Origin of the sequence: Microbacterium sp. SGAir0570 (assembly GCF_005491085.2) — a bacterium.
Lineage (GTDB): Bacteria > Actinomycetota > Actinomycetes > Actinomycetales > Microbacteriaceae > Microbacterium > Microbacterium arborescens.
In genome coordinates, this window is the sequence record NZ_CP027929.1 from 2052961 (window position 1) to 2078311 (window position 25351).

The window sequence follows — 25351 nt, forward strand, 5'->3', positions numbered from 1 at the left end:
GTCGGCGGGCGCACGGGCCAGCGGTGCGATCCGTCGAACCTAGGCCGCGTCGCGCCCGAGTCGCGCGCTTGGGCGCATTCCGGCGACTTGAGCGCGTAGCGTGTGTTCTGCGCATTCTGCGCGCGGACGAGGAGAGGTCGGATGCGGTTCACCACGCGGCTCTTCCTCGTGCAGCTGGCCGTCGTCGCCACCGTGCTGCTCGTGTGCACGGCCGCGTTCGCGGTGATCGCGGTGACGCAGGTGCGCACCGCCGCGGAGGAGAACGCCCTCAACATCGCTCGCTCGGTCGCCGCGGCGCCCGAGGTGCGAGCGGCCGTCGCCCGGTGGTCGGCCGACCCCGGCACCCCGGCCGCCGCCGATCTCGTCGACGGGCCGCTGCAGCGCACCGCCACGGCCGTCGCCGAGCGGACGGACGCGCTCTTCGTCGTGATCACGGACGACCACGGCATCCGGCTCGCGCATCCCAGCCCGCAGCGGCTCGGCGAGACCGTGTCGACCCCGTTCGACCGCGTCCTGGCCGGCGAGGAGGTCGTCGACTGGGAGGTCGGAACCCTCGGCCGGTCGGCCCGAGCGAAGGTGCCCGTCCTGGCACCCGGCGGCGGTGAGCCGGTCGGCGAGGTGAGCGTGGGCTTCGAAGAGGGCAGCGTGCTCGATGACCTGCCGACGGTCCTGCTCGCGATCGGGGTCGCCGCGCTGCTCGCGCTCGGCGTCGGCGTCGCGGCGGGCTCCGTCCTGCGTCGCCGCTGGGAGAAGACGACCCTGGGACTGCAGCCGGAGGAGCTGACGGCGCTCGTGCAGCAGCAGAGCGCCGTGCTCGACGGCATCGGCGACGGCGTGCTCGCCCTCGATGAGAACGGCATCGTCCGCGTCGCGGCGGAGGCGGCGGAACGGCTGCTCGGGATCGAGGGCTCGGTGGGCAGGCCGCTCAGCGAGCTGCCCCTGCCGGAGGCCGTCGTGTCGGCGATCGCGAGGGGGCTCCCCCTGCACGACGTCGTGGTGGGCCCGCGGGTCGTCGCCGTCGACGTCCATCCGGTGCGGCGCGGCGGGCGAGAGCTCGGCGACGTCGTCATCGTCCGAGACCGGACGGATGTCGCCGAGCTCGGCGAGCAGCTCTCTTCGGTACAGACCGTCACCGGCGCTCTCCGGGTGCAGCGGCACGAGTTCTCGAATCGTCTGCACGTCGCGGCCGGCCTGATCGACGCCGAGCGGGTCGCCGACGCCCGGGCCTTCCTCGACGAGCTGCTCGAGCGGGGCAGCGTGCCGACGGCCGTCGCACGCATCGAGCGAGTCGACGACCTGTTCCTGCAGGCCCTGCTGGCAGCGAAGGCGGGCGACGCGGCCGCGAGCGGCGTGAGCATCGTGGTCGGCGAGGACACCCTCGTGCTCGGCGAGCTGGCGCGTGTCGAGGATGCCGCGGCCGTCGTCGGCAACCTCATCGACAACGCGGTGACGGCGGCCGGGCGCGGAACCGAGCCCCGCTGGGTCGAAGTCACCTTCCTCGGCGACGGCGATGCTCTCGTGACCACCGTCGCCGATTCGGGGCCGGGCGTCCCGGCCGGCCGCGATGTGTTCGCGCCGTCGAGCGGACCGAGCGACGACCGTGTCCGAGGGCGAGGGATCGGCCTGCCGTTGTCGCGTGAGCTCGCACGCCGTCTGGGCGGAGACGTGTGGCTGATCGATCCCGGCGGCCACGGCCCCGCGGCATCCGGAGCCGTCTTCGCCGCACGCCTGCCCGGGGTGCTCCGCACCGCTGCAACCCGCGACGCCACTGCATCCCGATCCGAGGAGGACGACTCATGACCACGACTGACCCGCTGCGCGTGCTCGTCGTCGACGACGACTTCCGCGTCGCAGGCCTCCACCGCGACGCGGTCGACGCGGTGCCCGGTTTCCGGGCACTCGAGCCGGCGCGGTCGGTCGCCGCTGCCCGGTCCGCGATCGCGGAGCGGCGACCCGACCTCGTTCTCGTCGACAACTACCTGCCCGACGGCGAGGGCGTCGAGCTCGTGCGCTCCATCGACGTCGATGCCATCGTGCTCTCGGCCGCCGCCGACGCCGAGACGGTGCGCCGTGCCCTGCGCGCAGGTGCCGTCGGCTACCTGATCAAGCCCTTCGAGGCGCGTGCGCTGCGCGAGCGCCTCGAGCGGTACGCCCGCTACCGCAACGTCCTCGATGCCGTCGAGCTCGAGCAGGACGACGTCGACCGGGCACTGTCGATCGTCCACGGGGGTCCCGCGACGACGACGCGCTCGGCGACCGAGCAGATGATCCTCACGACGCTCGGGAGCCGAGAGGCGTCGGCGGGCGAGATCGCGGCCGAGTGCGGCATCTCACGCGCGACGGCGCAGCGTCATCTCGCCACGATGGCCGGTCGAGGTGTCGTCGAGGTGCGGCTGCGTTACGGGTCGACCGGCCGGCCGGAACACCGTTATGCGGTGTCGCGCGGCTGACGGGTCGACCACCACGCCCACACGACGAGCACCGGCTGGAAGAAGAGCCGGACGAAGCGACGCCGGTCGGTGTCGAGCCCGAACGCGCTGCGTCCCTTCCGCCACTGGTCGACGTTGCCGGGGAAGACCGCGATGAAGAACGCCGCGAGCAGAGCGCCGATGCGTGAGCGCTCGCGCGGCAGGGCGAGAAGCGCCACCCCGAACAGAGCCTCGACGGCGCCCGAGGCGACGACCACGCCGTCACGGTCGATCGGAAGTCTGTCGACGATCGCATCGGGCACCTGCGCCTGGAAATCACGTCGCGCCCAGAACAGGTGGCTCAGACCGGCGAAGATCATGGCGCCGGCGAGCAGCCAGCGAAGCATGGTTCTCATGCGTTCAGTCTGCGCGCTCCGCCGCCGCCCGGCTAACCCTTGCATTCGCTCGCACTAGGCTTACCCGGGTGTCCGGCGCGCTCGATCTCTCGCATCTCCGCCGTTGGCCCGATGTCGAGGCACCCGGCCTGGTCGCCGCGGATGCCGCCGACCGCCTGATCCTCGACGAATCCGGCGGGGCCCGTGCCGCGCTCGGGCCGGGCGAGCTGACGGTCATCGGAGACGGCTACGGAGCGCTCACCCTGGGCGCCGCGGCCGCGGGAGCCGAAGGCATCCGGGTCCACCAGGATCCCCTGAGCGGCGAAGCCGCTCTCGCTGCCAACGCGAGGCGTCTCATGCCGCAGGCGACCTTCGCCTCACTTCCGCTCGACGCGGCGCTCGTCTCCGGCGCCCGCGTCGTGCTCCTCCGCCTGCCCCGCTCGCTCGAGGCCCTCGCCGACATCGCGGCGACCGTCGCGGCAGCGGCATCCCCCGATGTCGTCGTCTACGCCGGCGGCCGTGTCAAGCACATGACCACCGCGATGAACGACGTCCTCCGTGGCGCCTTCGAGCGGGTCGATGTGACGCACGCGCGAGCGAAGTCCCGGGTGCTCATCGCGCGGACACCTGGTACGGTCCCGCCTCCCGAGGCGCGGGCGGCCCGGATCGATGGACTGGAGATCCGCGCCTTCGGAGGCGCCTTCGCCGGCGCTCGCATCGATATCGGCACGCGACTGCTGCTCGCCAACCTTCCGTCCTCCCCCGCGGGCGGCACCGCAGAGGACCCGTGGATCGATTTCGCGTGCGGTACTGGCGTCGTCGCGGCGACGTGGGCGCGCCGCCATCCCGGCGCTCGGGTCTACGCCTCCGACCAGTCGGCCGTGGCTGTCGCCTCTGCGAACGCCACCATGCGCGCCAACGGAGTCTCCGACCGCGTCGAGGTCGCTCGCGACGACCTGCTGTCTCGCCGACCGGACGCGAGCGCATCTCTGATCGCGCTGAACCCGCCGTTCCACTCCGGGGCCGCCGTGAGCGACCGCGTCGCACCGCGCCTGTTCCGAGACGCCGCTCGGGTGCTGCGCCCCGGCGGCGAGCTCTGGTGCGTGTGGAACTCCGCCCTGCGGTACCGCCCCGAGCTCGAGCGGATCATCGGACCGACGCGTCAGATCGCTCGTGACCCCAAGTTCACCGTGACGGCCTCGACGCGCCGCTGACGCCGCTCAGTGGTAGCGGCCGCTGTAGGCGTTGATCGCCGGCTGGCCGCCCAGGTGCGCGTAGAGCACGTTCGAATCGGCGGGGATGTCGCGGGTGGAGACCAGGTCGATCAGACCCGCCATGGACTTTCCCTCGTAGACAGGGTCGAGGATGACCCCCTCGAGCCGCCCCGTGAGATGGATCGCCTCGTCCGTGGAAGCGACAGGAATGCCGTATTTGTCTCCCGCCCAGCCCTCCAGCACCTGAATCTCGTCATCACGAAGCTCGCGGCCGACGCCGATCAACTCGGCCGTGCGGCGCGCGATGCGCTCGACCTGGGCGCGGGTCTTCTCGATCGTCGCCGATGCATCGATCCCGAGGACGCGTCGCGGCCGGTCGCCGAAGTTGGCCGCGAGGTCGGCGAATCCGGCCACCATTCCCGCGTGGGTCGACCCCGTCACCGTGCAGACCACGATGGTGTCGAAGAACACCCCGAGCTGCTCCTCCTGCTGCCGCACCTCGTGCGCCCAGTTGGCGAACCCGAGGCCACCGAGGCGGTGATCGCTCGCCCCCGCGGGAATCGCGTAGGGCTTGCCGCCTGCGGCCTCGACATCCGCAATGGCTTCCTTCCACGAGTCCCGGAAGCCGATGTCGAACCCTGCGGGCGAGAGACGCACGTCGGCGCCCATCAGGCGGGAGAGGAGGATGTTGCCGACACGGTCGTTGACGGCATCCGGCCAGTCGACCCAGTTCTCCTGAACGACGACAGCGCGGAGTCCGAGGTGGGCGGCGACCGCAGCGACCTGACGCGTGTGGTTCGACTGGATGCCGCCGATCGACACGAGCGTATCCGCCCCCTGCGCGAGCGCGTCGGGAACGATGTACTCGAGCTTGCGGGTCTTGTTGCCGCCGTAGGCGAGTCCGCTCGAGACGTCCTCCCGCTTGGCCCAGATCCGTGCACCCCCGAGATGCGCCGACAGACGATCGAGAGGATGAACGGGGCTCGGACCGAAGGTCAACGGGTGGCGCGGGAAGTCGGCGAGGGTCATGGGTTCTCCTGGAGTCGGGTGGAGCTCAGGCGGGATCGGGATGGGTCAGAAGGCGCTCGAGGGTCAGCCAGTTCTCGCGCGTCGCGGCTGCCGCTCCGTCGACGTCGCAGTCGGCAGCGAGCTCGATGATGCGCTCGTGAGCCGACACGGAGTCTCGCCCCGCGAGGCTCGAGAATCGCGCACGCTCGAGGCGTCGCAGGAGCGGGGTCACCTGCTCGAGCAACGTGCCGAGCAGAGGGTTCGCACTCGCCGTCACGGCGACGCCATGGAAGTCGTCGTCCGCCGCCACCGCCGAGTCGACGTCGGCGTCCCGCAGCGCGAGCGCGAAGCGATCGTTGGCGGCGCGCATCGCATCGATCCCCGACGCCGTCAGCTGAGGCACGGCCTCTCGGATGGCCAGCTCGTGCAGCGACGCCGCGATGCGTTGCGCGGCCAGAGCCTCGCGCTCGTCGAGAGGCGCGACTTCCGTCGCCTTCGCGCGACGTGTGCGTACCAGGCCCGCCAGTTCAAGGCGGGCGATCGCCTCGCGGATGGGCGTGCGGCTCACGCCGAGCCACTCCTCCAACTCGCTGTCCCGCAGACGCGCGCCGGGCTCGAGCCGTCCGCTCACGATCGCGTCGCGCAACGCCGTGTACGCGTGGTCGCGCAGCGACACCGGACGGGAGACGGGGGCCAGCGACATGCAATATATTGCACACCACACAGCCGCGAGAGTCAACTCAGCGGTCACACGGGCACGAAAAAGGGCCACCCAACATTGGGTGGCCCTCTTACGAAAGAAGTCCGGCGGTGTCCTACTCTCCCACAGGGTCCCCCCTGCAGTACCATCGGCGCTGTGAGGCTTAGCTTCCGGGTTCGGAATGTAACCGGGCGTTTCCCTCACGCTATGGCCGCCGAAACACTATTGATGTTTCAGTCTGCACAACGATTGATCGTTATGCGGTTCTCGACCGTACATCGAGAACCACTCAGTGGACGCAAGCACCAAAAACGGTGTGTTATCAAGTCATCGGCTTATTAGTACCGGTCAGCTTCACGTGTTACCACGCTTCCACATCCGGCCTATCAACCCAGTAGTCTAGCTGGGAGCCTCTCGCCCGAAGGCATGGAAATCTCATCTTGAGGCCGGCTTCCCGCTTAGATGCTTTCAGCGGTTATCCATCCCGAACGTAGCTAACCAGCGGTGCTCCTGGCGGAACAACTGGCACACCAGAGGTTCGTCCAACCCGGTCCTCTCGTACTAGGGTCAGATCCTCTCAAATTTCCTACGCGCGCAGCGGATAGGGACCGAACTGTCTCACGACGTTCTAAACCCAGCTCGCGTACCGCTTTAATGGGCGAACAGCCCAACCCTTGGGACCTACTCCAGCCCCAGGATGCGACGAGCCGACATCGAGGTGCCAAACCATGCCGTCGATATGGACTCTTGGGCAAGATCAGCCTGTTATCCCCGAGGTACCTTTTATCCGTTGAGCGACAGCGCTTCCACAAGCCACTGCCGGATCACTAGTCCCGACTTTCGTCCCTGCTCGACCTGTCAGTCTCACAGTCAAGCTCCCTTGTGCACTTACACTCGCCACCTGATTGCCAACCAGGTTGAGGGAACCTTTGGGCGCCTCCGTTACTTTTTGGGAGGCAACCGCCCCAGTTAAACTACCCACCAGGCACTGTCCCTGAACCGGATTACGGTTCGAAGTTAGATATCCAGAGTGACCAGAGTGGTATTTCAACAATGACTCCACGGTAACTGGCGTCACCGCTTCAAAGTCTCCCACCTATCCTACACAAGCCACACCGAACACCAATACCAAGCTGTAGTAAAGGTCACGGGGTCTTTCCGTCCTGCTGCGCGTAACGAGCATCTTTACTCGTAGTGCAATTTCGCCGAGTTCGCGGTTGAGACAGTTGGGAAGTCGTTACGCCATTCGTGCAGGTCGGAACTTACCCGACAAGGAATTTCGCTACCTTAGGATGGTTATAGTTACCACCGCCGTTTACTGGGGCTTAAATTCTCAGCTTCGCCTTGCGGCTAACCGGTCCTCTTAACCTTCCAGCACCGGGCAGGCGTCAGTCCGTATACATCGTCTTGCGACTTGGCACGGACCTGTGTTTTTAGTAAACAGTCGCTACCCACTAGTCTCTGCGGCCTCCACACCCTTTCGGAGTAAATCCTAATAAGTGGAAGGCCCCCCTTCTCCCGAAGTTACGGGGGCATTTTGCCGAGTTCCTTAACCACGATTCTCTCGATCTCCTTGGTATTCTCTACCTGACCACCTGAGTCGGTTTGGGGTACGGGCAGCTAGAACCTCGCGTCGATGCTTTTCTCGGCAGCATAGGATCACCCACTTTTTATCCGCATCGTGTCTCAGCCTGTATGAGTCACGGATTTGCCTATGACTCGGCCTACGCACTTGCCCCGGGACAACCATCGCCCGGGTTGGGCTACCTTCCTGCGTCACACCTGTTAATACGCTAGCCGCACCAGCATGGGGTCGAGCGTTAGACCGGACCGTCTCACCCCGAAGGGATCAACTAAGCCCGGGTTAGGACTCTTAGCACCACTGGATTAGCTTGGGCGGTTCTTCGCCGGTACGGGAATATCAACCCGTTGTCCATCGACTACGCCTGTCGGCCTCGCCTTAGGTCCCGACTTACCCAGGGAAGATTAGCTTGACCCTGGAACCCTTGGTCTTTCGGAGGACGTGTTTCTCACACGTCTTTCGCTACTCATGCCTGCATTCTCACTCGTGTGCCGTCCACGGCTGGGTCACCCCGCCGCTTCACCCGGCACACGACGCTCTCCTACCCATCAACACGGCTGGACCACGAAGGCCTACCAATAATGTCAATGCCACAACTTCGGTGGCGTGCTTGAGCCCCGTTACATTGTCGGCGCGGAATCACTTGACCAGTGAGCTATTACGCACTCTTTCAAGGGTGGCTGCTTCTAAGCCAACCTCCTGGTTGTCAGAGCAACTCCACATCCTTTCCCACTTAGCACGCGCTTTGGGACCTTAGTTGGTGGTCTGGGTTGTTTCCCTCTCGACTATGAAGCTTATCCCCCACAGTCTCACTGCTGCGCTCTCACTTACCGGCATTCGGAGTTTGGCTGACGTCAGTAACCTTGTAGGGCCCATCGGCCATCCAGTAGCTCTACCTCCGGCAAGAAACACGCAACGCTGCACCTAAATGCATTTCGGAGAGAACCAGCTATCACGAAGTTTGATTGGCCTTTCACCCCTATCCACAGCTCATCCCCTCAGTTTTCAACCTAAGTGGGTTCGGTCCTCCACGACGTCTTACCGTCGCTTCAACCTGGCCATGGATAGATCACTTCGCTTCGGGTCTAGGACACGCGACTGAATCGCCCTATTCAGACTCGCTTTCGCTACGGCTACCCCACACGGGTTAACCTCGCCACGTATCGCTAACTCGCAGGCTCATTCTTCAAAAGGCACGCTGTCACCCCTACTAAGGAGGCTCCAACGGTTTGTAAGCAAACGGTTTCAGGTACTATTTCACTCCCCTCCCGGGGTACTTTTCACCTTTCCCTCACGGTACTTGTCCGCTATCGGTCATCTGGGAGTATTTAGGCTTATCAGGTGGTCCTGACAGATTCACACGGGATTTCTCGGGCCCCGTGCTACTTGGGATACTCTTCACGCCAAGAGAAGCATTTCGACTACGGGGTTCGCACCCTCTATGACCAGGCATTCAAACCTGTTCGTCTATACCTTCTTGTAACGTCGACCACTCGGCAGAATGATCAGAAAAGTCCCACAACCCCCAACGTGCAACGCCTGCCGGCTATCACACACGCAAGGTTTAGCCTGATCCGGTTTCGCTCGCCACTACTAACGGAATCGCTGTTGCTTTCTCTTCCTGTGGGTACTGAGATGTTTCACTTCCCCACGTTCCCTCTACCCGCCCTATATATTCAGGCGGGAGTCACTAGGTCGGCACGCCGCCCAGCGGGGTTTCCCCATTCGGACACCCTCGGATCACAGTGTGCTTATCCACTCCCCGAGGCTTATCGCAGATTGCTACGTCCTTCTTCGGCTCCAGATGCCAAGGCATCCACCGTTTGCTCTTAAAGACTTGAAATCACATGAGTTGAATCGTCAAAAAATTGACTAATGATCTTTAAGATCATCTTCACGACACAACACCCGAAGGTGTCGCATCGAAGATGCTCGCGTCCACTGTGTAGTTCTCAAAGTACGGGCGGTACCCTCCCCACATGCCACCCAAGCAGCATGAAGAAAAGGCCCAGAGGTTGCGGACTCTCATCCGGTCCCTCAGGACCCAACAGCGTGCAGGTGCGACACCCGAAACCCTCCCCGTTCCCACCGCAAGCGGCGTACTAGAGAAGAACCTCATCCTTCGCACCATGTCAAATGTTCCACCCATGAGCTCCCAGCGAAGAACATGTGCCTTCGAACTGGGTTCTGGACTCCGAAGAGTCAGATGCTCCTTAGAAAGGAGGTGATCCAGCCGCACCTTCCGGTACGGCTACCTTGTTACGACTTAGTCCTAATTACCGATCCCACCTTCGACGGCTCCCTCCACAAGGGTTGGGCCACCGGCTTCAGGTGTTACCGACTTTCATGACTTGACGGGCGGTGTGTACAAGACCCGGGAACGTATTCACCGCAGCGTTGCTGATCTGCGATTACTAGCGACTCCGACTTCATGAGGTCGAGTTGCAGACCTCAATCCGAACTGGGACCGGCTTTTTGGGATTCGCTCCACCTCACGGTATTGCAGCCCTTTGTACCGGCCATTGTAGCATGCGTGAAGCCCAAGACATAAGGGGCATGATGATTTGACGTCATCCCCACCTTCCTCCGAGTTGACCCCGGCAGTATCCCATGAGTTCCCACCATTACGTGCTGGCAACATAGAACGAGGGTTGCGCTCGTTGCGGGACTTAACCCAACATCTCACGACACGAGCTGACGACAACCATGCACCACCTGTATAGAGACCTTGCGGGGCGACTGTTTCCAGACGTTTCCTCTATATGTCAAGCCTTGGTAAGGTTCTTCGCGTTGCATCGAATTAATCCGCATGCTCCGCCGCTTGTGCGGGTCCCCGTCAATTCCTTTGAGTTTTAGCCTTGCGGCCGTACTCCCCAGGCGGGGAACTTAATGCGTTAGCTGCGTCACGGAATCCGTGGAATGGACCCCACAACTAGTTCCCAACGTTTACGGGGTGGACTACCAGGGTATCTAAGCCTGTTTGCTCCCCACCCTTTCGCTCCTCAGCGTCAGTTACGGCCCAGAGATCTGCCTTCGCCATCGGTGTTCCTCCTGATATCTGCGCATTCCACCGCTACACCAGGAATTCCAATCTCCCCTACCGCACTCTAGTCTGCCCGTACCCACTGCAGGCCCGAGGTTGAGCCTCGGGTTTTCACAGCAGACGCGACAGACCGCCTACGAGCTCTTTACGCCCAATAATTCCGGATAACGCTTGCGCCCTACGTATTACCGCGGCTGCTGGCACGTAGTTAGCCGGCGCTTTTTCTGCAGGTACCGTCACTTTCGCTTCTTCCCTGCTAAAAGAGGTTTACAACCCGAAGGCCGTCATCCCTCACGCGGCGTTGCTGCATCAGGCTTGCGCCCATTGTGCAATATTCCCCACTGCTGCCTCCCGTAGGAGTCTGGGCCGTGTCTCAGTCCCAGTGTGGCCGGTCACCCTCTCAGGCCGGCTACCCGTCGACGCCTTGGTGAGCCATTACCTCACCAACAAGCTGATAGGCCGCGAGCTCATCCCTGACCGAAATTCTTTCCAGCTACTGACCATGCGGTCGCAGCTCGTATCCGGTATTAGACGCCGTTTCCAGCGCTTATCCCAGAGTCAGGGGCAGATTGCTCACGTGTTACTCACCCGTTCGCCACTGATCCACAGAGCAAGCTCTGCTTCACCGTTCGACTTGCATGTGTTAAGCACGCCGCCAGCGTTCATCCTGAGCCAGGATCAAACTCTCCGTAAAGAAAATTTGCTGCGACCAGCCGGAAAAAGACTGGAGCAGCGAGTTTGATGCTGACCAAAGAGATAAATCATTGCTGACTATCCGTTGCCTCCCCCAAAGAGGAGGTCTTTGATCCAAAGGAATCTCACCCCACCGAAGTGGAGTCGAGGTTATTTGGCATTTGACAAGTGCACGCTGTTGAGTTCTCAAGGATCGGACGCTCCCCCAACTGACCTCACAGCCAGCCCAGAGGGCAACTTCACAACCATACCCCACCCTTGACCTGTTCATAACCAGAGCCGGAGACCGACTCGGTTGTGAGGTGTGGTGGGGACCCTGTGGCAGGTCTTGGACCTGCGACGCTCGGAAGCGTCTGTTTCGGGTTGTTCTCCGCTTGAGGGAGGCGGGACCTTCCGGCCCTCTCGCTCTTCCCTGTGGGGCGAACAAGTAATAAGTTACGCGGCTCCCGGCATCCTGGCAAAGCGGCGCGACATCCCGGGCGTGTCGCGGTCGCGGATCCCCGTCATTCCGCGGGAAGCCGCGGCACGGCGGCCACGAGCTTCGCGGTGTACTCGTCGCGGGGCGACGTGAGCAGCTGAGATGTCGGCCCCTCCTCCACGACGCGACCGGCGCGGAGCACCGTCATGCGCTCGCACAGCGCCGACACGATCGTCAGGTCGTGCGAGACCAGCAGCATGCCGATGCCCTGCTCCGCGGCGAGCCGCTGGAACAGATCGATGACGTGCATGCGCACCGACGTGTCGAGAGCGCTCACCGGCTCGTCCGCCAGAAGCAGACGGGGGCGAGGCGCGAGGGCACGGGCGATCGCGATGCGTTGGCGCTGCCCACCCGAGAACGCGTCGGGGTAGCGGGACGCCGCCTCCACGTCGAGGTCGACGGCCGTGAGCAGCTCGCCGACCCGCGCGTCGATGCGACTCCGGTCGCGTGTGATACCGAGGGACCGCAGCGGTTCGGCGATGGACTGCCCCACCGTCATCCGCGGGTCGAGCGACGAGAACGGGTCCTGGTAGACCGGCTGCACGGCGCGGCGCAGCGACCGCATCTGCGCGCGGTCGCCGACGCGAAGCGGTGCGCCGTCGAAGAGAGCGCGACCCGATGTCGGTGCCGCCAGGCCCAGCAGCAGGCGGAGAACGGATGTCTTCCCCGCGCCCGACTCCCCCACGAGTCCGACCGTCTCGCCGGGCGCGAGCGAGAGCGAGACATCGTGGAGCACGGCCGCTCCGCGACCGTAGGCGAAGTCGACGTGCTCGAGTGCGAGTTTCGCGTGACCGTCGGCCGTCATCGGGTTCCCTTCGCCGGCAGGAAGTCGTCGAGAGCGCGCGAGGCGGCGACCAGCTGCGCGGTGTACTCGTGCCGGGGCGACCGGAGCAGCTGCGCCGTGTCGCCGAGCTCGACCTGACGCCCGTCACGCATGACGAGCACGCGGTCGGCGATCTGCGAGACGACCGGCAGATCGTGGCTGATGAACAGCAGCGTCATCCCCCGCTCGGTCACCTCACGCTGGAGCATATCGAGGATGCCGGCCTGCACGGTGACGTCGAGCGCGGTCGTCGGCTCATCGGCGATGAGGATGCTCGGGCCCGCCGCCAGGGCGAGCGCGATCGCGACGCGCTGCCGCTGGCCCCCGGAGATCTCGTGGATGAACGACCGTGCGATGCGCTCCGGGTCGGGCAGCTGAACATCTGTCAGGGCATCGAGCACGCCGCGCCGCAGCGCGTCTCCGGCCAGCCCGCGGTGCTTCGCGAGCGGCCAGGCCAGCTGCTTGCCCACGCGCATGAGCGGATCGAGCGAGGCCAGCGGCTCTTGGAAGACCGCTGAGATCGTCCGGCCCCGCACCCGATCGAGGCGGCGCGACGGGGTTCCGACGACCTCCACCTCGCCCTCGGCGGTCGCGATCGTCGTCGATCCGAACGGCGTCAGCGGGTACGCGAGCAGGCCGAGCATCGCGAGGGCGGTCAGCGACTTGCCCGAGCCGGACTCGCCGATGATGCCCAGGCGTTCGCCGGGTTCGAGCGTCACGTCGACGCCGTGCACGAGCGTGCGGTCGTCACCCAGCCGCACGCCGAGACCGGATGCGGTCAGCGCGGCGGTCATCCGATGCTCCTCGTGGTCGGATCGGCGATGTCGCGCAGGCCGTCGGCCAGCAGGTTCGCGCCGATGATGAAGGCGACCAGCAGGACGCCGGGGAGGATCGCCGCGGTCGGGGCGACGAGCACGGTGCTCTGCGCCTCCTCCAGCATCCGGCCCCACGAGGCGTTCGGCGGCGGGGAGCCGAGCCCGAGGTACGACAGCGACGCCTCCGCACCGACCGCTCCGCCGAACTGGAGTGCCAGCGGCACGATGAGGGTGGGCCAGACGTTGCGCAGCACGTGCCGGAACACGATGCCCAGCCTGCCCGTGCCCGAGGTGCGTGCAGCAGTGACGTAGTCCATCGCGAGGACGCGCGTCGCGGCGATGCGCGTGAGCCGGGCGATCACCGCCGAGCCGGCGAGGCCGATCGCGAGGATCGCCGAATCGACCGATGCCCCGCGCCAGGCGACGATCAGCATCGCCAGCAGCAGGGTCGGGAAGGCGATCGCGATGTCGAGCAGGCTCGTGAGGGCGTCGTCCACCCATCGGCGTGCGACGGCGGCGAGCAGCCCGAGACCGATGCCGACGATCGCCGCGATCAACACCGATCCGAACCCGACGGTGAGGGCCAGCCGCGCTCCGATCATGAGCTGCGTGAACAGGTCGCGGCCGAGGCGGTCGGTGCCGGCCCAGTGCTCGGCGGACGGCGGTTGCAGCCGGCCGCCGCTGGTGTCGTCGAAGGTGAACGGGGTCCACAGCAGCGAGATCAGGCCGATCACCGCGATGGCGCCGAACAGGATGCCGCCGACGGCGAGGTTGATCGAGCGTCGGCGGCGGGGCCGGGCGGGCCTTGTCGCCGGGACGGTGCCCGTGTCGGGAAGGGTCGTTGCCGTCATGCCGCCACCCTCGCTCTGCGATTGCCCGAGATCGTGTCGCGCAGTCGCGGGTCGATGATGCGCTGCACGATGTCGGCGGCGAAACCGAGCAGAAGCACGAGGGCGGTCGAGAAGAGCAGCACCCCCTGGACGCTCGGGAAGTCCTGCTCCTTGATGCCGACCAGCAGCATGTCGCCGAGACCGGGGAGCGCGAAGACCCGCTCGATGATGACGGCGCCGACGAAGGTCGTCGACAGCTGGATCGCGAGGATCGAGATCAACGGGACGACGGCGTTTCGCACGCCGTGACGCCAGATGGCCGTGGCGAAGCTCTGCCCCGTGGCCCGAGCCGCGCGCAGATACTGCTGGCCGAGCACGTCGAGCGTCGCGCTGCGGACGTAACGTGCGAGATCGCTGCCCGCCACGATCGCGATCGTGAGCACCGGAAGCGTGAGTGACACGAGCGCGGCCCCGGGGTCCTCCCAGTCGCGCCGCGGGAAGCCGCCCGCCGGCAGCAATCGCCAGTTCAGCGCGAACACCGCGACGAGCAGGATGCCGACCCAGAAGACGGGAATCGCGCCGCCGAGCTGCGACACGGCCGAGAAGGCGGTTCCGTACCAGGTGCGCGCCTTCCAGGCCGCGATGAACCCCACCGGCACCGCGATCAGCACCGACAGCGTGAACGCGATGAGGGTCAGGGGCAGCGTGACGTTGAGCCGGCGCAGGATCTCGTCGCCGACGGGGAGGTTGTTGGTGAACGATCGCCCCAGGTCGAAGCTCGCGAGCTGGCCGAGATAGGCCAGGAACTGCTCCGGGATCGGCCGGTCGACGCCCAGCCGCGCGGCGGCGGCCGCGATCTCGGCATCCGTCGCCCCCACCGAGATGAGAGCGAAGACCGGGTTGCCGAGAACGCGCAGCACGACGAACAGGATCACCACCGCCAGCGCGAACGCCAGCAGCAGCAATCCTGTCCGTCGGATCAGATACCGGGTGATGGAGATCAGGCCTTCGTGATGTCGGAGACGTAGAACAGCGAGTTCAGTCCATTCTTGGGCACGCCCGACACGCCTTCGGCCGCGATGCGCAGCTGCGGGTTGAGGTAGAGCCAGACGCTGGCTGCGTCGTCCGAGATCTGCTGGTTCGCCTTCTTGATCAGTTCGGTCTGCTCATCGACGGATGCCGCGGCCTCCGAGTCGGCCAGCCAGGTCTGCACGTCGGCGTTGTCGTAGCCCCAGTAGAAGTCGGGGTTGCCGTAGAAGTTGATGTCGCGGTCGTTGACGTGGCCCTGCAGCGTCGCCTCGAAGTTCTTCTCGGTGTAGACCTTCTGGTACCACTCGTCGTCGGTGATGATGTTGATGTTCAACGTGATGCCGACCTTCGCCAGCTCCGACTTGAGGAACTCCGCGACCGTCGAGTGGACGCCCGAGTCGGGGGTGTCGACCGTGAACGTGAACCCGCCGGACTGACCGGCCTCGGCGAGCAGCTTCTCCGACAGCGCCGGGTCGTAGGGGTTGTTGTCGGCCAGATCGATGTACCAGGGCTCGGAGGGCGGCACCATCGATCCGATGAGTTCGCCGCGGCCGTCCCAGATCGCATCGAGCAGCTTCTCGCGGTCGATCGCGGAATAGATCGCCTTGCGCACGCGCGCGTCGTTGAACGGAGCGATCCGGTCGTTGAACGCCAGCAGCTCCTTCGTCGTCGAGGTGCCCTCGATGATCTGGAAGCCGGCAGCCTCGAACTCCGCGATGCTGTCGGGGTTCGACTGGCTCGTGACGAGGTCGACCGCACCGGTCGTCAGGGCGTTGTTCAGGGCCGTCGGGTCGGCGTAGTACTGGTAGACGACCCCGCCGTTCTTCGGCGCGACGCCCCAGTAGGAGTCGTTGACGTCGAGGGTGATCGAGTCGCCCTTGCGATAGTCGCCGAGCTCGTAGGGCCCGGTGCCGTCGGCGGTGGCCGTCAGGTCGCCGGCATCCTCGTTGACGATCCAGACGTAGCCGAGGTTGTAGGTGAAGCTGATCGACGGCTGCGAGAGGGTCACCTCGACGGTCTTGTCGTCGACCGCCGTGACGGTGTCGATGACGCTCAACTGGCGCTTGCGCGCCGCGATCGACTCGTCGCCGACGAACCGCTCCAGGCTGTACTTCACATCGGCGGCGGTCAGCTCCTTGCCCGAGTGGAAGGTGGCGTCCTCAAGGGTGAACGTGTAGACGAGACCGTCTGCCGACACGCTGGTCTCCGCGGCCAGCAACGGCTCGACCTGGGCGTCGTCGGTGATCCGGAACAGACCCTCGTACACGTTGCCGGTGAAGACCTCGGTGACGCCCGACGAGCCGCCGAAGATCTGATCGAGGTTGGTCGGCTCGTTCTGCGATCCGACGACGATCTCGGCGTTCGGGTCGCTCGCGCCGGCCGAACCGGCCGGGTCTGCGGATCCGGAGCATCCGGCCAGGACGAGAAGACCGGCCGTCGCAGCCGCGGTGGCGGCGACGATCCGGGAGAAGCCGCGTGAAGTCACGGGTGTTCCTTTGCTGTGTGGAGGGGGCGGCGGAGCGAGGTGCGGGCGCTCCGCCGTTTCGGGTGTTGCAGGAAGGAGATCAGAGCGAGAAGTCGCCGGCGAACCGGACCTTCTTCTCACCGGCGCGAACCGGGAAGGGCAGACGGTTCTGCAGCGGCGGCAGGGGGCAGTTCATCTGGTTCGAGAAGCCGCACGGCGGGACGACGGCCCGGTTGAAGTCGACCGTGACGGGCGTGCTGTCACCGGGGGCCAGGTCGCCGGTCGCGCCCGGGTGGTCGAGGAAGAGGAACCGGCCGGCACCGTAGGACTCGGCGCCGTTGGTCTGGTCGCCGAAGACGAGGTGCAGCTTCGGACCGCCGTAGTTGGTGTCGAAAGCGGCGAGTCGGTACTCGGTGCCGTCGATCTCGAAGACCAGGTCGCCCGAGACCGGGAGGCCGCGCGTCGCGCCGCCGTCCTTGATGTGCTCGAAGGGGACCACCCGGTCTTCATCGACGAGCTCGAAGCGGCCCTCGATCACCCAGGCCGGGTCGTACTCCCAGCGCTCGATGTCTTCGAACGCTTCGTTCGCGGGCGAGTCCTGCCGCCAGATGCGGTAGCCCTCCTGCGGAAGACCGGTCTCGATGTCGGTTCGCTGCAGACGGGTGAGCAGCGCATCGACCGGATGCCCGGCGCGCGCAGTCTCGTCGTCGACGGCGGGCTCGCCCGGAGCCGACCAGTGCGTGAGCACGAGGGCGAGGGATCCCTGCGGGGCCGCGACCGACTCCCGGCGGAAAGCCGCCCAAGCTCGGTAGTCGGACTCAGCCGAGGAGACGGATGCTGCTGCGGATGCGGATGTACTCACCATGACAGGCAACCAAACGTGGGACCGCCACGAGAAATTCCGTGTCGGACTGTTGCGCCCTCAGCGGGACCGCCCGGGGATGTCGGTGCCGCCCGCCCACAGCGCCCACGCGACGAGCACGGGCTGGAGGAAGAGTCGGCCGAAGCGCCGCTCATCGGTGTCGAGTCCGGGAGCCGACGCACCGGTGCGCCACTGGTGCACGTTGCCCGGGAACACGGCGACGAAGAAGGCGGCGATCGCCGCGGCGATGCGACGGCGTTCGCGTGGTAGCGCGACGAGCCCGGCGCCGAGCATCACCTCGACCGCACCGCTGGCCACGACGATCATGTCCTTATCGGTGCGCAGCAGCCGCGCCGCCCAGTCCGGGACCGCGATGCGATAGCCGCGTCGGAGGACGGTCAGATGCGCCGCTCCCGCCGCGATCAGCAGAGCGGCGAGGGCGAGGCGGGCAACGGTGCGCGGCATCCGATCACGTTACGCCCGTCCGGGCGGTCCGATCACCAGCAGCACGACGTATGCGGCGATGATGCCGATCGCGAGGATCATCGCCAGCACCACGGGACGGCGGACGAACCATCGCAGGAACCGGTCGACCGCGCGCCGGTCGCGCGGGTCGTCGGTCGCCTCGGTCCGCCACTCCCCCTCGAGAAGGCCGCGCCGGCGCAGCACGATCTCGGTCGGCACGGTCGCATAGGGGACCACGGCGGCGCCGACGGCGCAGATCGTCGGGACGATCGACCACCGGTTGTTCCAGGCGACGAGCACGGCGGTCGCGCCATAGCAGAGGAAGACGAAGCCGTGGATGCCGCCGCCGATCGTCACGGCGACCGGCAGGTCGAGCGCTGTGCGGAGAATCAGGCCGAGGATCAGCAGCGTCCACGAGACGGCCTCGGCGATCGCGAGCGAACGGAATGCGGTCGACGGTGTTCGGAACACCCCCGAACCCTATCCAGCCGACCTAGACGATTCCTGCACGGATGCCGTCCATCGAGGCCGCCAGGCCCGGCATGTTGTCGCTCAGCGTGGCGTCGAGCTCGAGCAGCCGCTGGTGAGCCTGCTCCATGACCGCGATGCCCTTGGCCGTGATGCGCAGGTCGGACGCCGAGCCTGCGTGCGCCGTCGCATCGGCGACGAGCCCCTCGTCGACGAGGGTGCGGACGGCGGTGTGCGCGGATTGCACCGTGATGTGCGAGCGACGCGCGAGCTCCGAGAACGAGATACCCGGCTCCGAGCCGATGTGCCCGAGCAGGCCGAACTTGCGGGTGGAGAGGCCGAGGTCGCGCAGGGCTGCGGAGAGCCGGCCTTCCCACGACGCCGAGACGGCGATGAGCGCGATGACCGGGCTGAAGCGCGGCTCGCGCGTGAGGGCAGGAGTTTCCGACACGGTCACGATTGTAGGAGGCGGGGGCTCACTCGTGCGGGTGATAGCCGCCAGAAAAGCTGTGTCGCATCCCTAACGCGCCGCGCGCCGTTCGTCAAGGACCGAGCGTCGACGCGAGCGGATGTTCATGATGAGTTCCACGGAAGAAGCGGGGAGGTCACCATGATCACGAACGAAGAGCAGGACGAGCAACACACCGACATCCGCGGCGAGAAGCCGTTCGGTCAATGGCTCGGACTGATCAACGGCGGCCGCTGACGCCACGCGAAAGCCCCCGGCATCCTCTCTCGCGAGGAGGATGCCGGGGGCTTCGTCATTCTCGGGAGCGCGACTTTTTACATAGCTAGACTATGCATGTTGTATAGTGAAGCTATGCAGTTGCCCGACTCCCCTATCCGCCTGATGTCGGCGTCGAGCCGGTTCAACCGGGCTGTGGCCCGCCGAGTCGAGACGTCCGCCGCCGCAGGAACCTGGCGTGCGCTCGCCGCCCTCGACGAGCTCGGCCCCACACGGGTCAGCGACCTCGCCGAGTGGCAGCGCGTGAGCCAGCCGACCATGACGACGCTGGTTCGCCGGATGGAAGCGGAGGGCCTCGTGGATCGTGCGCCCGACCCCGGGGACGGCCGGGCCTCGCTCGTGTCGATCACCGACGAGGGGCGGCGCCAGTTCGAGGCGTTCCGCTCGCAAGCGCTGGAGGTGACCGCGCCGGCGTGGTCGCGGCTCAGCGACGCCGACCGGTCGGCTCTCGCGCGCGCGGCCGAGGTTCTCGCCGCGCTGCTCGAGGAGCCGGAACTGCAATGACCCCGACAGACTCCGACGAGAGGAAGGTGCGCGTGACGAGCGCGACGAAAACAGAACGGTCCGCGACCGGCGATCAGACGAAGGCGACAGCCGAGACCGCGAAGGCGTCGATCTGGCGCCAACCCGTCGCGGTATGGGCGATCGCCTTCGCCTGCACGGTGTCGTTCATGGGCATCGGCCTGGTCGATCCGATCCTCCCGGCGATCAGCCGCGAGCTGGATGCGACGCCGTCCGAGACGATGCTCCTGTTCACCAGCTACCTCTTCATCACCGGCATCGTCATGCTCTTCGCCAGCTGGGTGTCGTCGAGACTCGGCGTGAAGAAGACCCTGCTGCTGGGGATCGCCCTCATCGTCGTCTTCGCTGCGGCCGCAGGCCTCTCCGGTGGCGTGGTCGAGATCATCGGATTCCGCGCCGGTTGGGGAATCGGCAACGCGCTCTTCATCGCGACGGCGCTGGCCGCCATCGTCGGGGCCGCCAGCGGCGGAAGCCGTCAGGCGATCGTGCTGTACGAGGCATCCCTCGGCATCGGCCTCGCGGTCGGACCGCTCCTCGGCGGCGCGCTCGGCGAGCTGTCGTGGCGCGGCCCCTTCTTCGGGACCGCGGCGCTCATGGCCATCGCGCTCCTCGCGATCCTCGTCGTGTTCCGCTCCCCCGCACCCGCTGCCGGGGCTGCAGCGCCGGCGAAGGTGTCGCTTCTCGCGTCGTTCCGTGCGCTGCGCAACCCGGCCCTGCTGACCCTGTCACTGACGGCGTTCTTCTACAACGTCGCGTTCTTCGTGCTTCTGGCCTACAGCCCGTACCCGATCGAGTCCGCCGCGGCGCAGGCCGGGATGACGTTCGGAGCTCACGAGCTCGGCCTCGTCTTCTTCGGCTGGGGACTCGCCGTGGCGCTCACCTCGGTGCTCGCAGCTCCCCTGCTGACCCGCCGGCTGGGCCTGCGCCCCGTGCTCTTCACGATGCTCGGGCTGCTGGCCGTCGCCGAAGCCGTCCTCGCGATCGGCATCGACAGCGCCACCGTGCTCATCGTCACTGTCATCGTCGCCGGCCTGTTCCTCGGCGTGCTCAACACAGCACTGACCGAGGCCGTCATGGAGGCCACCGACCTGCCCCGGAACGTCGCGAGCGGCACCTACTCGGGCGTGCGCTTCATCGGTGGCGCGATCGCTCCCGCCGTGGCAGGCCCCCTCGCCGCCGCGATCACCCCGAGTGCGCCGTACTGGCTCGGTGTCGCCGCGCTCGTCGTCGCGATCGCGATCCTCGCCGCCGCAGGCCGCACGCTGCGCCACCTCGGCCGCCCGCACGAGACCGCGATCGCCGAGGCCGCCGACATCGGCCAGGGCGACGCCTGACCGGAGGGCATCTGCATGTCGGAGGGCGGGCTCCTGAAAGCCACCCTCCGACATGCTCTTCTCCGCGTGGACGGAAGCGCGGGGCGCACGCACAGCCCGGGGCGCGTCAGCCGCGCAGCGAGCCGACCAGGTGCGCGACGCCGTAGGCGTAGGCCTCGTCGAGATCCCCGCCGAGTCGGAACGCGCCGGCGAGCTCCATCGTGACGAAGCCCGTCGCCCACGCGGTCAGCAACCGCGCGGCATCGAGGGCGTGGCCGGCACCGACCGCGGCGGTCGTGGCTCGAAGAACCGGCGCGCTCGTCGCCGCGAGCTTGTCGGGATCGACCGTGCTCGTGAAGAGCAGGCGGAACGCCTCGGGGCGCTCACGCCCGAAGCGCCGGAAGGCGCCGAGCATCTCTTCGAGACTGCCGGATGCCGCGTCGAGACGTTTCGTCAGGTCGTCCGCAGCCGCGCCACCGACGAGAGCCAGAAGGGCTTCACGGTCACGCACGCGTTTGTAGAGCGACGGCGCCTTCACCCCGACCGCCTGAGCCACCGCCTGCATAGTCACTGCAGAGACACCTCCGCTTTCGAGCAGCGCCGTTGCCGCGTCGATGATGCTCACGAGCGTCGTTCGTTCCGGTGTCGGCATCGCCCCTCCCAAAGCTACGGTCATAAGCTATCATGGCTACACGCATTAGCCATGACCCGAGGACATCATGCAACTCACTCCTTCACTCCATCGGATCGGCAACGACATCGTCGCCGCTTACCTCATCGTCACGGCCGAAGGCATCACCGTCGTCGACGCCGGCCTGCCCGGCTTTCATCGCGACCTGCGACGAGAGCTGGCCGGCATCGGGCGCACCCTCGACGACATCCGCGGTGTGGTCCTCACTCACGGCGACAGCGACCACGTCGGCTTCGCGGAGCGGCTGCGGCGCGAGCAGGGCGTTCCCGTCTACGTCCACGCTGCGGATGCCGCTCGCGCGCGCGGCGGCGAGAAGCCCAAGACCCCGCTCGGTCCCGTCCGTCTCGGTCCCCTTCTGCAGTTCGCCGCCTACGGCGCGCGAAAGGGGATGCGGCCGCAGTGGCTGACCGCCGTCGAGGAGGTCTCCGGCGGGGACGTCCTGCCGCTGCCCGGCGAACCGCGCGTCATCGACATGCCGGGCCACTCCCCGGGCAGTATCGCCGTGTACTCCCCCGCCGCCGCAGCCATCTTCGTGGGCGACGCGCTGACAACTCGGCACGTGCTGACCGGGCGCACCGGCCCCGGCCCGGCGCCCTTCAGCGATGACCCCGCCGAGGCGATCGCCTCGCTCGACCGCATTGCCGGCCTGCCAGCCGCATGGGTGCTGCCGGGACACGGACCGGCGTTCCACGGATCGCCGGCCGAGGCTGTCGCCGCGGTTCAGGCAGCCAGCTCGTAGGAGAGGCGCGTTGATCGAGCCAGCAGCGGAGCTCTCACCCCATGCCCGACATCCGGTCCCACTCGATCGACCGGAACTGCAGGTACGCACACAGATCGCTCGCGACGCGCAGTTCGGCCGCGAAGCCGGCCAGCCGCTGCGGACTGACCGTCAGGTCTTCATCCCGCCCCGTGAGCGTGATCACCCACTCAGCCCGGTCGGGTCCCGCAGGTTGCATGTAGACCTCTGCCGGCGTCCCGAACGGAACCATGATCACAAGACCGGTGTCTTTGCCGAGAGACTCGTCTTGGATGGCGACCTTGAACGACGACGACGTCCGCGGCCCGGTCGCGAGATAGTCGGCCAGCCATTGCTCGAGGAGAGCCTTCGAGCGCACGGGGTATCCGGGCCGGTGGCGGGTCTCGGAGTTCATGTCGTCAGCGTAAGCGACGGCGTGGGCGCCGGCGTTCCCGTAGGGCGACGCCTGACCCCCGGGCGTCCGCGTGTCGGAGGGCGGGCTCCGGGAAGCCACCCTCCGACACGCTTTTCTCCTCCGATGGGGATGCGGGTCAATCGCCTTTCACGTTGACCAGCTGACGCAGCGTGTGCCGCACCTCGACGAGGTCGGCGGCATCCGCCATGACGCGATCGATCGGCTTGTAGGCCTGCGGGATCTCGTCGATGAAGGCATCCGTGTCGCGGAACTCGATGCCCACCATGGCCTCACGCAGCTGGTCGTGCGTGAAGGTTCGGCGCGCGGCCGACCGCGAGTACTCCCGCCCTGCCCCGTGCGGCGACGAGTTCAGTGACAGCGGGTTGCCGAGCCCCGAGACGACGTACGACGCCGTGCCCATGGATCCCGGGATGAGGCCGGGCCGGCCGGCATCCGCCTGAATCGCGCCCTTGCGCGACACCCACACCTGCTTGCCGAAGTGCTTCTCGCTCTCGGTGAAGTTGTGGTGGCAGTTGATGCGCTCGAGCTCCTCGACGTCGGCGCCCATCGTCTCGGACAGCTGACGGGCGACGCGGTCCATCATCTCCTCGCGGTTCAGGAGCGCGAAGTGCTGCGCCCACCGGAGCTCGCGGATGTAGCGCCGGAACTCCTCCGTGCCCTCGACGAGGTACGCCAGGTCGGGATCGGGCAGGTCGACCCACCACTGCTTCGCGAGCCGCTGAGCGACGCCGATGTGGTGCGTCGCGATTCTGTTGCCCACTCCCCGCGAGCCGGAGTGCAGGAACATCCACACCGCGTCGGTCTCGTCGACCGACACCTCGATGAAGTGGTTGCCCGAGCCGAGCGACCCGAGCTGGTTGCGCCAGTGCCCGGCGTAGCGCGCGGGGTCGAACTCGTGCTTCTCGGCGAGCTCCTCCAGCTCGGCGATGCGCGGCTCCGCGGTCGCGACGACCTTGCGGTTGTCGCGACCGGCCGACAGCGGAATCGCCCGCTCGATCTGCTCGCGCAGCGTCCCCAGGTCGCGGCCGAGCAGCTGCGACTTCGTGAACTGCGTGCGGACGGCGATCATCCCGCACCCGATGTCGACGCCGACGGCAGCCGGCATGATCGCCCCGAGCGTCGGGATGACCGACCCGACGGTCGCCCCCTTGCCGAGGTGCGCATCGGGCATGAGCGCCAGATGCGGGTGGATGAACGGCATGCCAGACGCGGTGCGAGCCTGATCGAGGGTCTTCTCGTCGATGATGCTCGCCCATGACAGCAGCCTGTTCGAGAGCTTCTCCATGGTTCCTTTCCTTGTGATGACGGTCCGGGAACGGGCGCATGGAGAGGAACACACGAACGCCCCGGACCTGTGCGGTGCGGGGCGTGCTGACAGTGGCGGGTCAGACGTCTCGCACCGGAGGGTACGACTCATTGCGGAGCTGGAACTGGTCCAGGTCCGCTGCGATCAGGCGCTCGTTGCGCATGGTCATGTCGTTCCTCCGGTGATGCCGTGCCTCGTGGCGCAGCCTCGCAACCCTATGCGTGGGCATGGCGCGGCGTCAACGAAAAAGTGGCGCGTGCGCCGGGAACCGCCGGAGCGATCCCGTCACACGCGCCACTTTCGTGCGCGAGTCAGCTTAGAAGTCCCAGTCCTCGTCTTCGGTGGCCTCGGCCTTGCCGATGACGTACGACGAGCCCGACCCCGAGAAGAAGTCGTGGTTCTCGTCGGCGTTCGGCGACAGGGCCGACAGGATCGCCGGGTTCACGTTGGTGACCGTGGCGGGGAACATCGCCTCGAATCCGAGGTTCATCAGCGCCTTGTTGGCGTTGTAGTGCAGGAACTTCTTGACGTCCTCGGTCAGGCCGACGGCGTCGTAGAGGTCCTGCGTGTACTGCACCTCGTTGTCGTAGAGCTCGTAGAGCAGCGAGAACGTGTAGTCCTTGATCTCGTCGCGCTCGGCCTGCGAGAGCTGCTCGTAGCCCTTCTGGAACTTGTAGCCGATGTAGTAGCCGTGCACGGCCTCGTCACGAATGATGAGGCGGATGATGTCGGCGGTGTTCGTCAGCTTCGCCTTCGCCGACCAGTGCAGCGGCAGGTAGAACCCCGAGTAGAAGAGGAACGACTCGAGCAGGGTCGAGGCGACCTTGCGCTTGAGCGGCTCGTCGCCACGGTAGTAATCCATGACGATCGAGGCCTTCTTCTGAAGGTTCGGGTTCTCGACCGACCAGCGGAACGCGTCGTCGATCTCGGGCGTCGAGGCGAGCGTCGAGAAGATCGACGAGTAGCTCTTCGCGTGCACCGACTCCATGAACGCGATGTTCGTGTAGACGGCCTCCTCGTGCGGGGTGATCGCATCGGGGATGAGCGAGACGGCGCCGACGGTGCCCTGGATCGTGTCGAGGAGCGTCAGCCCCGTGAACACGCGCATGGTGAGCGTCTGCTCGTCGGGCGTCAGCGTGTTCCACGACTGGATGTCGTTCGACAGCGGCACCTTCTCGGGCAGCCAGAAGTTGTTCACCAGACGGTTCCAGACCTCGAGGTCCTTGTCGTCCTGGATGCGGTTCCAGTTGATCGCCTGCACGTGGTCGACGAGCTTGAGCGGTTCGGGAGTCATTTCGCTTCAGTTCCTGGTTCGGGTTCCGGC

22 protein-coding genes and 3 rRNA genes are annotated in these 25351 nt (G+C 66.4%); 6 read left to right on the forward strand and 19 right to left on the reverse strand.

What is annotated here, in order from left to right; genetic code table 11:
* The first annotated feature begins 141 nt into the window (after positions 1-141).
* Positions 142-1800, forward strand: a complete 1659-nt coding sequence (locus tag C1N74_RS09710; protein WP_137750428.1) for a sensor histidine kinase — start codon at positions 142-144, stop codon at positions 1798-1800.
* Positions 1797-2450: a response regulator gene (locus C1N74_RS09715; protein ID WP_023950227.1), complete on the forward strand. Its 654-nt coding sequence runs from the start codon at positions 1797-1799 to the stop codon at positions 2448-2450. The genes C1N74_RS09710 and C1N74_RS09715 overlap by 4 nt, the downstream gene beginning before the upstream one ends.
* On the opposite strand, the gene C1N74_RS09720 is transcribed toward C1N74_RS09715, so the two are convergent.
* Positions 2429-2824, reverse strand: coding sequence for a membrane protein (locus C1N74_RS09720; protein WP_036304552.1), 396 nt, complete (start codon positions 2822-2824; stop codon positions 2429-2431). The two genes, C1N74_RS09715 and C1N74_RS09720, sit on opposite strands and share 22 nt — an antisense overlap.
* 68 nt (positions 2825-2892) lie before the next feature.
* Between C1N74_RS09720 and C1N74_RS09725 the strand changes: the two genes are divergently transcribed.
* Positions 2893-4017: a class I SAM-dependent methyltransferase gene (locus C1N74_RS09725; protein ID WP_137750429.1), complete on the forward strand. Its 1125-nt coding sequence runs from the start codon at positions 2893-2895 to the stop codon at positions 4015-4017.
* A gap of 6 nt (positions 4018-4023) precedes the next feature.
* Here the strand turns inward: C1N74_RS09725 and C1N74_RS09730 are convergent, their stop codons facing one another.
* The 14 genes from C1N74_RS09730 to C1N74_RS09795 all read right to left on the reverse strand — a co-directional run bounded on the left by C1N74_RS09730 (position 4024) and on the right by C1N74_RS09795 (position 18729).
* Positions 4024-5046, reverse strand: coding sequence for a 1-aminocyclopropane-1-carboxylate deaminase (locus C1N74_RS09730; RefSeq protein WP_023950221.1), 1023 nt, complete (start codon positions 5044-5046; stop codon positions 4024-4026).
* 25 nt (positions 5047-5071) lie between these two features.
* Positions 5072-5728: a GntR family transcriptional regulator gene (locus C1N74_RS09735; protein ID WP_137750430.1), complete on the reverse strand. Its 657-nt coding sequence runs from the start codon at positions 5726-5728 to the stop codon at positions 5072-5074.
* A 99-nt stretch (positions 5729-5827) separates the two neighbouring features.
* Positions 5828-5944: ribosomal RNA gene (gene rrf / locus C1N74_RS09740) — 5S ribosomal RNA — on the reverse strand.
* A 99-nt stretch (positions 5945-6043) separates the two neighbouring features.
* Positions 6044-9150, reverse strand: a 23S ribosomal RNA gene (locus tag C1N74_RS09745).
* Between the two features lie 374 nt (positions 9151-9524).
* Positions 9525-11044: ribosomal RNA gene (locus C1N74_RS09750) — 16S ribosomal RNA — on the reverse strand.
* Together the 16S, 23S and 5S rRNA genes form the textbook arrangement of a ribosomal RNA operon.
* Positions 11045-11546: 502 nt before the next feature.
* Entirely contained in the window at positions 11547-12326 is a 780-nt protein-coding gene (locus C1N74_RS09755) for an ABC transporter ATP-binding protein (RefSeq protein WP_137750431.1), read from the reverse strand.
* Complete coding sequence (locus C1N74_RS09760; RefSeq protein WP_137750432.1) at positions 12323-13138, reverse strand: ABC transporter ATP-binding protein; 816 nt, start codon at positions 13136-13138, stop codon at positions 12323-12325. Before C1N74_RS09760 ends, C1N74_RS09755 begins: the two co-directional genes overlap by 4 nt.
* Positions 13135-14010, reverse strand: coding sequence for an ABC transporter permease (locus C1N74_RS09765; protein ID WP_137750433.1), 876 nt, complete (start codon positions 14008-14010; stop codon positions 13135-13137). Before C1N74_RS09765 ends, C1N74_RS09760 begins: the two co-directional genes overlap by 4 nt.
* Positions 14007-14993 carry an ABC transporter permease gene (locus C1N74_RS09770; protein ID WP_309147428.1) on the reverse strand — a complete coding sequence of 329 codons (987 nt, stop codon included), beginning with the start codon at positions 14991-14993 and terminating at the stop codon, positions 14007-14009. Before C1N74_RS09770 ends, C1N74_RS09765 begins: the two co-directional genes overlap by 4 nt.
* A complete protein-coding gene (locus C1N74_RS09775) occupies positions 14990-16504 on the reverse strand; it encodes an ABC transporter substrate-binding protein (RefSeq protein ID WP_023954586.1) in 1515 nt (504 codons plus the stop codon). The genes C1N74_RS09770 and C1N74_RS09775 overlap by 4 nt, the downstream gene beginning before the upstream one ends.
* A gap of 79 nt (positions 16505-16583) precedes the next feature.
* On the reverse strand, positions 16584-17348 hold the full coding sequence (locus C1N74_RS09780; protein ID WP_064954913.1) for a DUF1684 domain-containing protein: 765 nt from the start codon (positions 17346-17348) through the stop codon (positions 16584-16586).
* A gap of 57 nt (positions 17349-17405) precedes the next feature.
* Positions 17406-17810, reverse strand: coding sequence for a hypothetical protein (locus tag C1N74_RS09785; RefSeq protein ID WP_137750435.1), 405 nt, complete (start codon positions 17808-17810; stop codon positions 17406-17408).
* Between the two features lie 9 nt (positions 17811-17819).
* The gene (locus tag C1N74_RS09790) at positions 17820-18281 is read right to left on the reverse strand and encodes a DUF3817 domain-containing protein (protein WP_023954592.1); all 462 of its coding nucleotides are present in this window, start codon (positions 18279-18281) and stop codon (positions 17820-17822) included.
* A 22-nt stretch (positions 18282-18303) separates the two neighbouring features.
* The gene (locus C1N74_RS09795) at positions 18304-18729 is read right to left on the reverse strand and encodes a MarR family winged helix-turn-helix transcriptional regulator (protein WP_081731878.1); all 426 of its coding nucleotides are present in this window, start codon (positions 18727-18729) and stop codon (positions 18304-18306) included.
* Between the two features lie 369 nt (positions 18730-19098).
* Here C1N74_RS09795 and C1N74_RS09800 point away from each other — a divergent pair, with 369 nt between their 5' ends.
* Both C1N74_RS09800 and C1N74_RS09805 read left to right on the forward strand, forming a co-directional pair.
* Positions 19099-19527 carry a MarR family winged helix-turn-helix transcriptional regulator gene (locus tag C1N74_RS09800; RefSeq protein ID WP_181405511.1) on the forward strand — a complete coding sequence of 143 codons (429 nt, stop codon included), beginning with the start codon at positions 19099-19101 and terminating at the stop codon, positions 19525-19527.
* Positions 19524-20879 (forward strand): MFS transporter, encoded by a 1356-nt coding sequence (locus C1N74_RS09805; protein WP_137750437.1) that lies wholly within the window; start codon positions 19524-19526, stop codon positions 20877-20879. The genes C1N74_RS09800 and C1N74_RS09805 overlap by 4 nt, the downstream gene beginning before the upstream one ends.
* Positions 20880-20985: 106 nt before the next feature.
* Here the strand turns inward: C1N74_RS09805 and C1N74_RS09810 are convergent, their stop codons facing one another.
* The gene (locus tag C1N74_RS09810; RefSeq protein WP_237049171.1) at positions 20986-21483 is read right to left on the reverse strand and encodes a TetR/AcrR family transcriptional regulator; all 498 of its coding nucleotides are present in this window, start codon (positions 21481-21483) and stop codon (positions 20986-20988) included.
* A 94-nt stretch (positions 21484-21577) separates the two neighbouring features.
* Between C1N74_RS09810 and C1N74_RS09815 the strand changes: the two genes are divergently transcribed.
* Entirely contained in the window at positions 21578-22288 is a 711-nt protein-coding gene (locus tag C1N74_RS09815) for an MBL fold metallo-hydrolase (RefSeq protein ID WP_071917971.1), read from the forward strand.
* Positions 22289-22322: 34 nt separating this feature from the next.
* Here C1N74_RS09815 and C1N74_RS09820 read toward each other — a convergent pair whose 3' ends face one another.
* The 3 genes from C1N74_RS09820 to nrdF form a co-directional block, all read right to left on the reverse strand.
* Positions 22323-22700, reverse strand: coding sequence for a hypothetical protein (locus C1N74_RS09820; RefSeq protein ID WP_137750438.1), 378 nt, complete (start codon positions 22698-22700; stop codon positions 22323-22325).
* Between the two features lie 136 nt (positions 22701-22836).
* Positions 22837-24006 carry an RtcB family protein gene (locus C1N74_RS09825; RefSeq protein WP_137750439.1) on the reverse strand — a complete coding sequence of 390 codons (1170 nt, stop codon included), beginning with the start codon at positions 24004-24006 and terminating at the stop codon, positions 22837-22839.
* A 337-nt stretch (positions 24007-24343) separates the two neighbouring features.
* A complete protein-coding gene (gene nrdF, locus C1N74_RS09830) occupies positions 24344-25321 on the reverse strand; it encodes a class 1b ribonucleoside-diphosphate reductase subunit beta (RefSeq protein ID WP_023954600.1) in 978 nt (325 codons plus the stop codon).
* Positions 25322-25351 lie beyond the last annotated feature (30 nt).